Raw genomic sequence first — 13,494 nt, 5'->3', positions numbered from 1 at the left:
TCGCCGCATACCACCGGCACGGCGAGGCGCTCTGTCCCGTTCCCTCCGCTTGCGTCATGCTCTGTTCATGATCGATCGGCGGGCTGCGGCGGGCAGACTTCTGCGGGCGGCCACCTCGGGCGGGCCGCCGGTCACCTACGCCCTCATCGCCCTGTGCTGCGTGGTCTTCGCGATCAGCCCGCTCTCCGGGCTCGCCCCGGTGTACGGCAGCGCGGACGCGCTGCTGTCGGCCCAGGCCGGGTACTTCGAGCGCTGGGGCGTGATCCCGAGCGAGCTGTGGGACGGCTCCGCACACGCCCTGATCACCCCGTTCACCGCGCTCTTCGTGCACGGCAGCTGGCTGCACCTGCTCGGGAACATACTGTTCCTTTACGTGTTCGGGGCCATGGCGGAGGAGCGCATGGGCCACACCGAGTTCGCGTTCTTCTACCTCGGCTGCGGCTACCTCGCGCTGCTCGCCTACGCGGCGGCGCACGCCGCCTCGGACCAGACACTCGTCGGCGCCTCCGGGGCGATCTCGGCGGTACTGGGCGCCTTCCTCTACCTCTTCCCCCGGGCCAGGGTCACCAGCGTGTTCCCCTTCCTCCTCTTCCTCCCGCTGCGCTTCCCCGCCTGGATCGTGCTGATCTTCTGGTTCATGCTCCAGTGGCTGGCCGCGGAGGGCGCGGGCAGCGGCCCCGGCGTGGCCTATCTCGCCCATGTGGTCGGCTTCGCCGTCGGGTTCCTCTACGCGTGGGGGCGCTACGGGCGTGGGGCTAGAGTGAAGTCTCCAGCCACGGCCACCGAGGGAGAAAGCCAGCCGTGATCACCGCGATCGTGCTCATCAAAACCAGCGTGGACCGGATCCCCGAGATCGCCGAGGCCGTCGCGGCACTGGACAGCGTCAGCGAGGTCTTCTCGGTCACCGGTACCTACGACCTGATCGCCATGGTCCGGGTGGCCAAGCACGACGATCTCGCCGACGTCATCCCCGGCCGGATCAGCAAGATCCCCGGCGTCGAGGCGACCGACACCCATGTGGCGTTCCGTACGTACTCGCAGCACGACCTGGAGGCGGCCTTCGCCATCGGCCTGGACGGCTGACTACGCAAACGCGTTCGGCCGGGTACGGAAGACATTCCGTACCCGGCCGAACGCGTTGGGGCTCAGTGCTGGGCGGTGCCCCGGTCCGGGACGCAGCGGCCGTCCTCGGTGCGGTACTTCCACTGGGCGCCCTCGCTCACCAGCTCCTTGACCGCCCGCACGAAGCGCTCGATGTGCTCGTCCGGCGTACCGGCACCGAAGCTGACCCGGATCGCGTTGAGCGACTTCTCGCCCGGCTCCGCCTCCGGCGCGCCGCACTCGCCGACGTCCTGCGGGTCGCTGCCGAGCAGGGTGCGCACCAGCGGGTGGGCGCAGAACAGTCCGTCGCGCACCCCGATGCCGTACTCGGCGGAGAGCGCGGCGGCGAAGTGCGAGCTGTTCCAGCCCTCCACCACGAACGAGATGACGCCGACACGCGGGGCGTCGTCACCGAAGAGCGAGAGCACCTTGACCTCGGGGACCTCCGCCAGCCCGGCCCGGACCTCGGAGACGAGCTGCTGCTCGCGGGCGACCAGGCTGTCGAACCCGGCCTCGGTGAGCGCCTTGCAGGCGGCGGCGATGGAGTAGACGCCGATGACGTTGGGCGAGCCGGCCTCGTGGCGGGCGGCGGTGGTGTGCCACTCGACGTCCACCCCGCCGTCGGTGCGCCGGGCGACCTTGCGGGAGGCGCCGCCGCCGGCCAGGTAGGGCTCGGCGTCGCGCAGCCAGTCGGAGCGGCCGGCCAGCACGCCGGAGCCGAAGGGCGCGTACAGCTTGTGGCCGGAGAAGGCGACCCAGTCGACGTCCAGTTCGCTGATGTCGACGGGGTGGTGCGGGGCGAGCTGGGCGGCGTCGAGCACGATGCGGGCGCCGTGGGCGTGCGCGGCGGCGGCGAGCTCCTTGACCGGCCACAGCTCGCCGGTGACGTTGGAGGCGCCGGTGACGCAGACCAGCGCGGGACCGTAGGGATCGCGGTCCGCGAGGGCGCGTTCCAGGGTGGCGACGGCCTGGGCGGGGGTGCGCGGGGCGTTCAGGTAGGTCACCCGGGCATCGCGCCAGGGCAGCAGGGACGCGTGGTGCTCGGTCTCGAAGACGAACACCTGGCAGTCGGCGGGCACCGCGGCGGCCAGCAGGTTGAGCGAGTCGGTGGTGGACCGAGTGAAGATCACCTGGTCTCCCTCACGGCAGCCGAGGAACTCCGCGACGGTCACCCGGCTGGACTCGAAGAGGTCCGTGGAGAGCTGCGAGAGGTAGCCCGCACCGCGGTGGACGCTGCCGTAGTACGGCGCGTACGCGGCGACGTCGTCCCACACCCGCTGGAGAGCCGGGGCGCTGGCGGCGTAGTCGAGCGCGGCGTACGTGACCTCACCGCCGGTCACCAGCGGAACCGTCACATCCTTGCCCAGAACGGGCAGCGGGGCACAAATGGACTGGTCGGCGGCAGCGGTGAAGACAGACATGACGAACTCCCGTAACAGGCAGGCGAAATCCGCGTGCCTGCGGATACGCGGCAGCACGGAGGAAGAGGAAAGGGTGTGCGGAGGAGGGCCGAAAAGCCCTATCGCATTCGCTTGCTCACAGAGGCTCCCTGAGGACCAGGACCCCACGGGTGGACATCTCACGATGTCGAGGGGTCCGCGCTTGCCGCAGACCTCGCTGCCTACGGCCTGGTCTTCACCCGGGGCACCCCGCCACGGACGGAGGGTTGCCGGACAGCGGGCCGGGGCCGTAGTCGCTGTCACTCATGACCTGCCCAGCATCTTGCCATACGCGCGGGAACGCGCAAGGCGCGGTCCATGATCTGGACCGCGCCCCGCTTCGCTGCCCGGTGCCTCAGGCGTTGCTGGCCTTGACCCATCTCTCCAGCGCGCGCCCGGCGGACCCGGAGTCGATGGACTCGGCGGCCTTCGCCATACCGGCGGTGAGCTGCTCCTCAAGGGTGCCCTCCGCCGGGTCCAGCGCGACCAGCGCCGCCGCCGCGTTGAGCAGCACGGCGTCCCGTACGGGCCCCGTCTCACCGGCCAGCAGCCGGCGGGCCACCTCGGCGTTGTACGAGGCGTCCGCGCCGCGCAGCGCCTCGACCGGCACCAGGTCCAGGCCGACGTCGCGCGGGTCGAAGGCCTGCTCGCGCACGACGCCGTCGCGGGCCGTCCAGACCCGGGAGGTCGCGGTGGTGGTCAGCTCGTCCAGGCCGTCGTCGCCGCGGAAGACCAGCGCGGAGTTGCCGCGCTCCGCGAGGACGCCCGCGACGATGGGCGCCATCCGCAGGTCGGCGACGCCGATGGCCTGGGAGCGCACCTGGGCCGGGTTGGTGAGCGGGCCCAGGATGTTGAAGGTGGTCGGCGCGCCGAGCTCCGCCCGCGCCTTCGCCGCGTACCGCAGGGCGGGGTGGAACTTCACCGCGAAGCAGAAGGTGATGCCCGCCTCCTCCGCCACCTCGACGACGCGCTGCGGGGGCAGATCCAGGTTGACCCCGAGCTTGCCCAGTACGTCGGAGGAGCCGCTGGCCGAGGAGGAGGCGCGGTTGCCGTGCTTGACGACCTTGGCGCCCGCCCCGGCCAGGACGATCGCGGACATGGTGGAGATGTTGACCGTCTTGGCCATGTCGCCGCCGGTGCCGACGATGTCGACCGTGCGGCCGGGCACGTGGATCGTGGTGGCGTGCCCGTACATCGCACGGACCAGACCTGTGACCTCCCTGACGGTCTCGCCCTTGGCACGCAGGGCCACCGCGAAGCCGGCGATCTGCACGTCGGTCGCCTCGCCGCTCATGATGCGGTCCATCGCCCACGCGGTGTCGTCCGCGCTCAGGTCCTCGCCGCGCATCAGCGGGGTCAGCACGCCGGGCCAGGTACGAGCCGCCACGCTGTCGCCGCCGACCGGGGTCACAACGTTCATGGTCCGCTCCTGGGGTCCACAGCCGATAAAGGGGATGCGTCCACCCTATCGAGCGCCGAGGACAGCGAAGAGCCCCGTCCATCGTATGGATGGGCGGGGCTCCTGCTGTGGCGATCAGTTCAGGTGATCAGTGGTGGCCGTGGCCCTCGGTGATCTCCTTGTACTCCTCGGGGGACGCCTTGGCGATCTGGCTGTTCTCGCCGTAGAAGCTCTTGCTGAGCTTGGCCCGCGTCTTCTCGATGGGCGACACCTTGCGCTTGACGCCGTTCTCGTCGACCAGCGGGCCGAGTTCGACCGGCGCGTACTGCTCGTGCGCGGTGAGGGTGTGCAGCTGACCCGGCGACAGCGGCTCGTGGACCTCGACGAACTCACCGTGCGGCAGGCGCTTGATGAGCCCGGACTCGCGCCCGTGCAGCACCTTCTCCTTGTCCCGGCGCTGGAGGCCGAGGCAGATCCGCTTGGTGGCGATGAACGCGAGGACCGGTCCGACGAAGAAGAAGATCCGGACGAACCACGAGATGGAGTTCAGCGACAGGTGGAAGTGCGTCGCCCAGAGGTCGTTACCGCCGCCCACCAGGCCGATGAAGTACACCGTGATCCACGCGACGCCGAAGGCCGTACGGGTCGGGGCGTTGCGCGGGCGGTCCAGGATGTGGTGCTCGCGCTTGTCCCCGGTGACCCAGGACTCGATGAACGGGTACATCGCGATCGCGCCGAGGATGAGCCCGAAGAGCACCAGTGGGATGAGCACGCCCAGGACGAGCGTATGACCCCAGAGGTTGATCTCCCAGCCGGGCATCACTCGGACCAGACCCTCGGCGAAGCCCATGTACCAGTCGGGCTGGGCGCCGGTGGACACCTGGTCCGGGCGGTACGGGCCGATGGCCCAGATCGGGTTGATCGAGGCGATGCCCGCGATGACGGCGATGACACCGAAGACCAGGAAGAAGAAGCCTCCGGCCTTCGCCATGTACACCGGCAGCAGGGGCATGCCGACGACGTTCTTGTTGGTCTTGCCGGGACCCGCGAACTGCGTGTGCTTGTGGTAGAAGACCAGGATGAGGTGGCCCACCAGAAGCCCGAGCATGATGCCCGGCAGCAGCAGGATGTGCACCGAGTAGAACCGCGCGACGAAGTCGCCGCCCGGGAACTCCCCGCCGAACAGGAACATCGAGATGTAGGTGCCGACGATCGGCATCGACAGGATCGCGCCCTGGGTGAAGCGGACACCCGTACCCGAGAGCAGGTCGTCCGGGAGCGAGTAGCCGGTGAAGCCGGTGAACATACCGAGCACGAACAGCAGGAAGCCGAACAGCCAGTTGATCTCGCGCGGCTTGCGGAACGCGCCCGTGAAGAACACGCGCATCATGTGCACGAACATGCCGGCCAGGAAGATCAGCGCGGCCCAGTGGTGGATCTGCCGGACCAGCAGACCACCGCGGACGTCGAAGCTGATGTTCAGCGTCGAGGCGTAGGCCTCGGACATCCGGATGCCCTGCATGGGCTCGTACGGGCCGTGGTAGACGGTCTCGGCCATGCTCGGGTGGAAGAACAGCGTCAGGTACACACCCGTGAGGATGATGATGATGAAGCTGTAGAGGCAGATCTCACCGAGCATGAAGGACCAGTGGTCCGGGAAGATCTTGCGCATGTTGGCCTTGGCCAGGGAGTAGATCCCGAGCCGGCCGTCCGCCCAGTCGGCCATCTTCTCACCGGCGGGCGCCTTGCGCTTCGTATCGGTCGCAGTACTCATCCGCGCTCCCAGAATGCAGGACCGACGGGCTCTTCGAAGTCACCGAGCGCCTCGAGGTTGCCCTCGCTGTTCACGCCGATCCGCAGCTGCGGGAGGGCGTGACCGGCCGGACCGAAGATGACGCGGGCGCCGTCGGAGAGGTCGAAGGTTGACTGGTGGCACGGGCAGAGCACGTGGTGCGTCTGCTGCTCGTACAGGCTGATCGGGCAGCCGACGTGGGTGCAGATCTTCGAGAAGGCCACGATGCCCTCGTGGGCCCACTCGCGCTCGCGCTTGTCCTTGATGTTGGACGGCTCGATGCGAATGATCATCAGCGCGGCCTTGGCGATCTGCGTCTGGAAGTCGTGTGCGTCCTCCTCCAGGCCCTCGGGCATGGCGAAGGTGAGCGAGCCCACCGCGACGTCCTCGGGACGGAGCGGCTGGTTCGTGTTCATGTTGATGAGCTGCTTGCCCTTGGCCCACAGGGTCGAGCGGAGCTTCTTCTCCGGCAGCGGACCGAGGTCGCGCAGCAGCACCACACCGGCGAGCGGCACCAGGGCCAGCGCGCCGAACATGGTGTTACGGATCAGCTTGCGCCGGCCGAGCACGGACTCCTCTGCACCGGCCGCGAAGTCCGCCAGGACCTGCGCCCTGACCTCGGGCTCGGCCGCGATCGGGTGCCGCTCGGCCGGGACCTCCACGTCGGACATCAGGGTGCGCGCCCAGTGGACGGCGCCCGCGCCGATCGTGAACAGCGCCACGCCCAGGGTCAGCCCCAGGGAGAAGTTGAGCGCGCTCACATGACCGAACGGGAAGATGTAGACGATCTGGTCGACCGGGAAGATGACGTAGGAGGCGATGAAGCCGACCGTCGCCAGCATGGACAGCGTGAACAGGAACGCGACCACGCGCTCCGACCGGTCCGCGGCCCGTTCGTCGATGTCCTGGATGCGCGGCTTGTGGGCCGGCAGCCCCGGGTCCGCGAACGGATCGTCCGCGCCCTCTACCGCGCCGTGCGCGGGGACCTGCTCTGCGGGCAGGTTCTCTTCTGGAATCTCTTGGCTACTCATGACTTCTTGGCCTTAGCGGTGTGGGCCGCGACCCAGATGGCAACTGCGATCAGTGCGCCGAGCCCGAAGATCCAGCCGAACAGACCCTCACTGACCGGACCGAGGCCGCCCAGCTTGAGGCCACCGGGGCTCTCCGCCTGCGCGCTGTTCACGGTCTGGACGTACGCGATGATGTCCTTCTTCTGCTGATTGGGCATCGTCGTGTCGGGGAAGGACGGCATGCTCTGAGGACCGGTCTGCATGGCCTCGTACATGTGCTTCGGGTCCACGCCCTCAAGGCTGGGAGCGGACTTGCCCTTCGTCAGGGCACCACCCTCGCCGGTGAAGTTGTGGCACTGAGCGCAGTTGGTACGGAACAGGTCGCCGCCCTTGGCCACGTCCGCGCCCTCAGGGCTGACCTGGCTCTTGGTCGGGACGATCGGGCCGGCGCCGAGCGACGCGACGTATGCCGCGAGCTGGTCGATCTCGGCCTGGTTGTAGATGACCTTCTTCTTCGGTACCTGGGCACCCGGCTGCTGCGCGGGCATACGGCCGGTACCGACCTGGAAGTCCACGGCGGCGGAGCCCACGCCGACAAGCTGGGGCCCGTCGGTGGTTCCTTCACCGCCGGTTCCGTGGCAGCTGGCGCAACCGACGGAGTACAGCTTCTTGCCCTCGTCAATGGCGAGGGACTGGGCGGTTTCGTCGGCCTGCGCCTTACTCGCGGGCGCAAAAGCGGCGTACAGCCCCCCGGTAGCCGCCAGCGCGAGGAGTAGTACGACGACCGCCGCCAACGGATGGCGTCGTCGTGCGGAGAGCTTTTTCACGGATTACCCCGGTGTCAGGATCTTCTGCGTCGATGCTGGATGTGGTTCGGGCTCTGGCCCGGTTACTTGATCAAGTAGATCGTGGCAAAGAGGCCGATCCACACAACATCGACGAAGTGCCAGTAATAGGACACGACGATGGCAGCGGTCGCCTGTTCATGGGTGAACCTCTTGGCTGCGTATGTCCTGCCCAGAACGAACAGGAAGGCGATGAGACCGCCTGTCACATGCAGACCATGGAAGCCAGTGGTGAGGTAGAACACCGAGCCGTACGGATCCGAGGACAGCGAGAGGCCGTCCTTCTTCACCAGCTCGGTGTACTCGAAGATCTGGCCTCCGATGAAGATCGCACCCATCACGAACGTGATCACGAACCAGGCGCGGAGCTTCTTCACATCGCCCCGCTCCGCGGCGAAGACGCCGAGCTGGCAGGTGAGTGATGAGAGCACCAGGATGGTGGTGTTCGTCGCCGAGAACGGAACGTTCAGGGACGACGCCATTTCCTTCCAGTGATCTGGTCCGGTCACCGATCGCAGGGTGAAGTACATCGCGAAGAGGGCCGCGAAGAACATCAGCTCGGAACTCAACCAGATGATGGTTCCGACGCTGGTGAGGTTCGGCCGATTGACCGACGGGTGCGCGTGCCCGGTTTCTACTGTCGTTGCTGTCGCCACGACCGACATTATGTCGGTCGCTTATCCCGCCCTCACTCCGGGGGGTGCCGTTCGGTGTGTCAGAGGGGTGTGTCCTCCCCGAACGGCCCATGGATCCGCTGTCCCGGGCCGTGCTGACAGGGCGTCGGGCGGAGTACGATCCGCGCATCGGACAGCCCTCACGCACCGAGGGCCCCGACGGCCCCGAAGACACGGATGTCACGGAGGAACAATGCAGCCGACCGCCACGGTCCTGGTCTACAGCGACAACGCACACACCCGTGAGCAGGTGAGGCTGGCGGCAGGGCGCAGGCCCGCGGCGGACGTGCCACCGGTGGAGTTCCTGGAGTGCGCCACCCTGCCCGCCGTCCTGGACGCTCTGGAGCAGGGAGGCGTCGACGTCTGCGTGTTGGACGGTGAGACCGCCCCGGCCGGCGGCATGGGCGTCTGCCGTCAGATCAAGGACGAGATCTTCCGCTGCCCGCCGGTGCTGCTGCTGATCGGGCGCCCGCAGGACGCCTGGCTGGCCACCTGGAGCCGCGCGGACGCCGCGGTGACCCTGCCGGTCGAGCCGGTCGGGTTCGCGGACTCCCTGGCCGCCCTGCTGCGCAGCAGGCTCTCCGTGGGCGCCTGAGCACCCGCCGTCCGCCCGTTGTCCCGCAGAGGGGCAGCGCACCCCCCGGTCAGACCGCGGGGCGCAGGCGTGCCGCCTGAACCGGGTCGACCCGGTCGGGCGTGTCGTTCTGCAGTGCGCTGCCCTTCTGCCATTTCGACCAGGACAGGTTCCAGTCGCCGTAGCCGTTGTCGAACGGCGTCATGGTCTCGCCCTCGCTGCCGACCACTCTGACGATGTCGCCCTCGCGCACGGTGTTGTAGAACCACTCCGCCTCGCTGGTGCTCATCCCGGTGCAGCCGTGGCTGACGTTCGCGACGCCCTGCGAGCCGGTCGACCAGGGGGCCGCGTGCACGTACTCGCCGCTCCAGGTGACCCGGGTGGCGTAGTAGACCGGCAGGTCGTACGAGTCGCTGGAGCCCTCGGCGATGCCGATGGTCTCCCCGCGCATACGTACGTAGTACTCCTTGCCCAGCACGACCTTGACGCCGTTGCGGGTGGAGAAGCCGGGCTTGCCCGTGGTCACCGGAATGGTGTTGATCACTTCCCCGTTGCGCAGAACCGTCATGGAGTGCTCCGAGGCGTCGGTGATGGCCTCGATCCGGTCGCCGGTAGTGATCTTCAACGCTTTCGTGGGCGCCCCGTACAGCGACTTGGCCACCTTGATGCCGGTCAGCTCGCTGCTGACCGCGATGGAGGCCTTGGCCGGCCAGTAGTCCTTGGGCCGGTAGTGCAGCGTCTTGTCGTCGACCCAGTACCAGGAGCCGGTCACGGCGGGCGTGGAGCGCACCTTGAGGGCGCGTTCGACGGTGGCGCGGGCGGCCTTGTCGGCGACCGGGGCGCTGAGTTGCGCCGTAATGGGCTGTCCGACGCCGTAGGTGCCCGTCTGCGGGCCGAAGGTGACCTTCAGGAACCTCTTGGCGGCCGCGGTCCCGAAAGACAGCGTGCGGCTGCCTGGGGCGCCTTCGTCGTTCTCCATGCTGACCTTGACGGTGTACCGGGTGCCCGCGGCCAGCGGGGCGGTGGAGTGCCAGCGGTGCCCGTCGGCGTCGAGTTCCCCCGCCAGATGGCGTCCTTCGCCGTCCACGGCCGTCACATCGGTGATCCGGCCGTCGTCGCCGTCCACGCTGACTTCGAGTGGCTTGTCCGGATCGACCTTCTCACCGCCGTCGGGCGTGTTGGAGGAGATCTCGTCGGCGGCGTCGTACGGCTTTGCCGCCAGCGGATGGCTGTCGGACTCCCCACAGGCGGTCATCCCTGCGACCAGGGTCACGACCAGCAGAGTGCAGCTCACTACGGGACGGATGCGCGGCGTGTGGTTCATGAACCCACGCTAAGAAGATTCATCCGTTTCAGCGCGCGGGGTGACTGCAAACGGGGGGCCCGCACTTCTCGGAGAAGTGTGGGCCCCCCGTCAGGTGGAGCGGTTTCACGGGTGGAGCGGTGTCACTGGGTGCGGTTCTCGCCGCGGTAGTACTCGAAGACCCAGCCGAACAGACCGACCATGATCACCGGGAGCGAGAAGTAGAGCAGCCACCAGCCGAAGATGACTCCCATGAAGGCGAGTGCGCCGCCGACCGCCAGCGAGAGCGGCTGCCAGCTGTGCGGGGAGAAGAACCCCACGTCGCCGGCCTCGTCCGCCACATCGGCTTCCTTGTTGTCCTGCGCGAGCGCGTCGACCCGCCGGGCCGTGAAGGCCAGGTAGAAGCCGATCATGACGCTCAGGCCGAAGGCCAGGACGAGGGCGGTGGTGCCGGCCGGCTCCTTGGACCACACGCCGTACGTGATGGCCATGGCGAGGATGAAGACCGATAGCCAGATGAAGAGCTTGCCCTGGATCTTCACTTGCCAGCCTCCTTGCCGCCGGCGAGGGCCTTGTCACCCTCGGAGTGGTGCTCAAGCTGTTCGAGCGCCGTGATTTCCGGGTGGTGCAGGTCGAACGCCGGGGATTCGGAACGGATCCGCGGCAGGGTGATGAAGTTGTGCCGCGGCGGCGGGCAGGAGGTCGCCCACTCCAGCGAACGGCCGTAGCCCCACGGGTCGTCGACCTCGATCTTCTTGCCGTACTTGGCCGTCTTCCAGACGTTGTAGAAGAACGGCAGGATCGACAGTCCGAGCAGGAACGAGCAGATCGTGGAGATCGTGTTCAGCGCGGTGAAGCCGTCGGCGGCGAGGTAGTCCGCGTAGCGGCGCGGCATGCCCTCTGCGCCCAGCCAGTGCTGCACCAGGAACGTGCCGTGGAAGCCCACGAACAGCGTCCAGAAGGTGATCTTTCCGAGCCGCTCGTCCAGCATCTTTCCGGTGAACTTCGGCCACCAGAAATGGAATCCGGAGAACATCGCGAAGACCACGGTGCCGAAGACCACGTAGTGGAAGTGCGCCACCACGAAGTACGAGTCCGAGACGTGGAAGTCCATCGGGGGCGAGGCGAGGATGACGCCGGTCAGACCACCGAAGGCGAAGGTGATCAGGAAGCCGACGGCCCAGAGCATCGGTGTCTCGAAGGACAGTGAGCCCTTCCACATCGTGCCGATCCAGTTGAAGAACTTCACCCCGGTCGGTACCGCGATGAGGAACGTCATGAACGAGAAGAACGGCAACAGCACACCGCCGGTGACGTACATGTGGTGGGCCCACACGGTCACGGACAGACCCGCGATGGCGATCGTCGCGCCGATCAGGCCGATGTATCCGAACATCGGCTTTCGACTGAACACTGGGATCACTTCGGAGACGATCCCGAAGAAGGGCAAAGCGATGATGTACACCTCTGGATGCCCGAAGAACCAGAAAAGGTGTTGCCATAGCAATGCGCCGCCATTGGCCGCGTCGAATACATGCGCCCCGAATTTTCGGTCCGCCTCCAGCGCGAAGAGCGCCGCGGCGAGGACCGGGAAGGCCAGCAGGACCAGTACACCGGTCAGCAGGACGTTCCAGACGAAGATCGGCATGCGGAACATCGTCATGCCGGGTGCGCGCATGCAGATGATCGTGGTGATGAAGTTGACCGAACCGAGGATCGTGCCGAATCCGGAGAAGGCCAGACCCATGATCCACATATCGGCGCCGACGCCCGGCGAGCGGACCGCGTCCGAAAGCGGGGAGTAGGCGAACCAGCCGAAGTCGGCCGCACCCTGCGGGGTGAGGAAGCCGGCCACCGCGATGATCGAGCCGAAGAGGTAGAGCCAGTACGCGAACATGTTCAGCCGCGGGAACGCCACGTCGGGCGCGCCGATCTGCAGCGGCATGATCCAGTTCGCGAACCCGGCGAACAGCGGCGTCGCGAACATCAGCAGCATGATCGTGCCGTGCATCGTGAACGCCTGGTTGAACTGCTCGTTCGACATGATCTGCGTACCCGGACGGGCCAGCTCGGCGCGCATGAAGAGCGCGAGCAGACCGCCGATGCAGAAGAAGGCGAACGATGTGACCAGGTACATCGTGCCGATCGTCTTGTGATCAGTGGTGGTCATCCACTTGATGACGACGTTTCCCGGCTGCTTGCGCCGGACCGGCAGCTCGTCCTCGTACGAGTCGTCTGCTGCCGCGGCACCCTGAGGTTCGTTGAGGATGCTCACAGTTTGTTCGTCTCCGCATTCCTGGCCGGGTCAGTCTGCTCGATGCCGGCCGGCACGTAGCCCGTGTTGCCCTTCTTCGCCAGCTCCTTGAGGTGCGCCTGGTAGCGCTCCGGGGAGACGACCTTGACGTTGAAGAGCATGCGGGAGTGGTCGGCGCCACAGAGCTCGGCGCACTTGCCCATGAAGGTGCCCTCCTGGTTGGGAGTCACCTCGAAGGAGTTGGTGTGGCCCGGAATGACGTCCTGCTTCATGAGGAACGGCACCACCCAGAAGGAGTGGATGACGTCACGCGAAGTCAGGATGAAGCGGACCTTCTCCCCCTTGGCCAGCCACAGGGTCGGACCGGGGTTGCCGTTCTGCGGATTCCGGGTTCCCGGGACGCCGACGTCGTAGACGCCGTCAGCACCCTTGGGGAAGTCCTTGCGGAACCGGTCCGGGATGGCGTCGAGCTCCTTGGGGACCTCGTTGCCCGTGGCGGCAGAGCCGTCCACGTTCTCGATGTAGTTGAAGCCCCAGCTCCACTGGTAGCCGACCACGTTGACCGTGTGGGCCGGCTTCGGGGAGAGTTCGAGGATCTTCGATTCGTCGCGCGCGGTGAAGTAGAACAACACCGAGACGATGATCAGAGGGACCACGGTGTACAACGCCTCGATCGGCATGTTGTACCGGGTCTGCGGAGGAACCTCCACCTTGGTGCGGCTGCGCCGGTGGAAGATGACGCTCCACAGGATCAGGCCCCAGACCAGGACACCCGTGGCGAGCGCTGCCGCCCACGAGCCCTGCCAGAGGGAAAGGATCCGTGGGGCCTCTTCCGTCACCGGAGTAGGCATACCGAGGCGGGGGAAATCCTTGTATGTGCAACCGGTTGCGGTCGCCAGGATCAGGCCCGCAGTCAGCACCTGCGGCAGCTTCCGCCGCATCGGGCGCCGCGACGAGCGGTCGGAGCCGTTGGGACTCACGTAGCGCCTTCCCGAGAGTCTCGCCCGCACGGTCGGCGCGCCCGTCTCGTTTGTCGGTCGCCGCCCCTGACGCGGGCAGGGGTTTGGATGTTTATGCGGACCAAACCCTACTGGACGCTATTT

At 67.3% G+C, this 13,494-nt stretch carries 13 protein-coding genes and 1 riboswitch; of the genes, 3 read left to right on the top strand and 10 right to left on the bottom strand.

The window, feature by feature from the left end:
* Positions 1-67: 67 nt before the first annotated feature.
* Together ACZ601_RS11520 and ACZ601_RS11515 are read left to right on the top strand one after the other, a co-directional pair.
* Positions 68-805: a rhomboid family intramembrane serine protease gene (locus tag ACZ601_RS11520; RefSeq protein ID WP_469535958.1), complete on the top strand. Its 738-nt coding sequence runs from the start codon at positions 68-70 to the stop codon at positions 803-805.
* On the top strand, positions 802-1,083 hold the full coding sequence (locus ACZ601_RS11515) for an Lrp/AsnC family transcriptional regulator (protein WP_073735580.1): 282 nt from the start codon (positions 802-804) through the stop codon (positions 1,081-1,083). Before ACZ601_RS11520 ends, ACZ601_RS11515 begins: the two co-directional genes overlap by 4 nt.
* A 62-nt stretch (positions 1,084-1,145) precedes the next feature.
* On the opposite strand, the gene ACZ601_RS11510 is transcribed toward ACZ601_RS11515, so the two are convergent.
* The 6 genes from ACZ601_RS11510 to ctaE all read right to left on the bottom strand — a co-directional run bounded on the left by ACZ601_RS11510 (position 1,146) and on the right by ctaE (position 8,251).
* Positions 1,146-2,522 carry an aminotransferase class V-fold PLP-dependent enzyme gene (locus ACZ601_RS11510; RefSeq protein ID WP_440575086.1) on the bottom strand — a complete coding sequence of 459 codons (1,377 nt, stop codon included), beginning with the start codon at positions 2,520-2,522 and terminating at the stop codon, positions 1,146-1,148.
* A gap of 172 nt (positions 2,523-2,694) precedes the next feature.
* A riboswitch (SAM riboswitch) is annotated at positions 2,695-2,812 on the bottom strand.
* A gap of 83 nt (positions 2,813-2,895) precedes the next feature.
* Positions 2,896-3,960, bottom strand: a complete 1,065-nt coding sequence (trpD, locus tag ACZ601_RS11505; RefSeq protein WP_440575085.1) for an anthranilate phosphoribosyltransferase — start codon at positions 3,958-3,960, stop codon at positions 2,896-2,898.
* 127 nt (positions 3,961-4,087) lie between these two features.
* Positions 4,088-5,713, bottom strand: a complete 1,626-nt coding sequence (gene qcrB / locus ACZ601_RS11500; RefSeq protein ID WP_440575084.1) for a cytochrome bc1 complex cytochrome b subunit — start codon at positions 5,711-5,713, stop codon at positions 4,088-4,090.
* Positions 5,710-6,762, bottom strand: a complete 1,053-nt coding sequence (gene qcrA, locus ACZ601_RS11495) for a cytochrome bc1 complex Rieske iron-sulfur subunit (protein ID WP_469535954.1) — start codon at positions 6,760-6,762, stop codon at positions 5,710-5,712. The genes qcrB and qcrA overlap by 4 nt, the downstream gene beginning before the upstream one ends.
* Positions 6,759-7,568 (bottom strand): cytochrome bc1 complex diheme cytochrome c subunit, encoded by an 810-nt coding sequence (qcrC, locus tag ACZ601_RS11490; RefSeq protein WP_073735585.1) that lies wholly within the window; start codon positions 7,566-7,568, stop codon positions 6,759-6,761. The genes qcrA and qcrC overlap by 4 nt, the downstream gene beginning before the upstream one ends.
* 62 nt (positions 7,569-7,630) lie before the next feature.
* Positions 7,631-8,251 (bottom strand): aa3-type cytochrome oxidase subunit III, encoded by a 621-nt coding sequence (gene ctaE / locus ACZ601_RS11485; protein ID WP_024494183.1) that lies wholly within the window; start codon positions 8,249-8,251, stop codon positions 7,631-7,633.
* A gap of 202 nt (positions 8,252-8,453) precedes the next feature.
* Here ctaE and ACZ601_RS11480 point away from each other — a divergent pair, with 202 nt between their 5' ends.
* Entirely contained in the window at positions 8,454-8,855 is a 402-nt protein-coding gene (locus tag ACZ601_RS11480) for a hypothetical protein (RefSeq protein WP_440575082.1), read from the top strand.
* Between the two features lie 49 nt (positions 8,856-8,904).
* Here the strand turns inward: ACZ601_RS11480 and ACZ601_RS11475 are convergent, their stop codons facing one another.
* From ACZ601_RS11475 to ctaC, 4 genes are all read right to left on the bottom strand, one after another.
* Entirely contained in the window at positions 8,905-10,158 is a 1,254-nt protein-coding gene (locus ACZ601_RS11475; protein WP_469535951.1) for a L,D-transpeptidase, read from the bottom strand.
* Positions 10,159-10,280: 122 nt separating this feature from the next.
* On the bottom strand, positions 10,281-10,679 hold the full coding sequence (locus tag ACZ601_RS11470) for a cytochrome c oxidase subunit 4 (RefSeq protein ID WP_371773684.1): 399 nt from the start codon (positions 10,677-10,679) through the stop codon (positions 10,281-10,283).
* Positions 10,676-12,412, bottom strand: a complete 1,737-nt coding sequence (gene ctaD / locus ACZ601_RS11465; protein ID WP_073735590.1) for an aa3-type cytochrome oxidase subunit I — start codon at positions 12,410-12,412, stop codon at positions 10,676-10,678. The genes ACZ601_RS11470 and ctaD overlap by 4 nt, the downstream gene beginning before the upstream one ends.
* Positions 12,409-13,371, bottom strand: coding sequence for an aa3-type cytochrome oxidase subunit II (gene ctaC / locus ACZ601_RS11460; protein ID WP_024488904.1), 963 nt, complete (start codon positions 13,369-13,371; stop codon positions 12,409-12,411). The genes ctaD and ctaC overlap by 4 nt, the downstream gene beginning before the upstream one ends.
* Positions 13,372-13,494 lie beyond the last annotated feature (123 nt).

The sequence above is a fragment of the Streptomyces sp. NPDC104307 genome, assembly GCF_055584045.1.
This window is presented reverse-complemented; position numbering and strand designations above follow the sequence as displayed.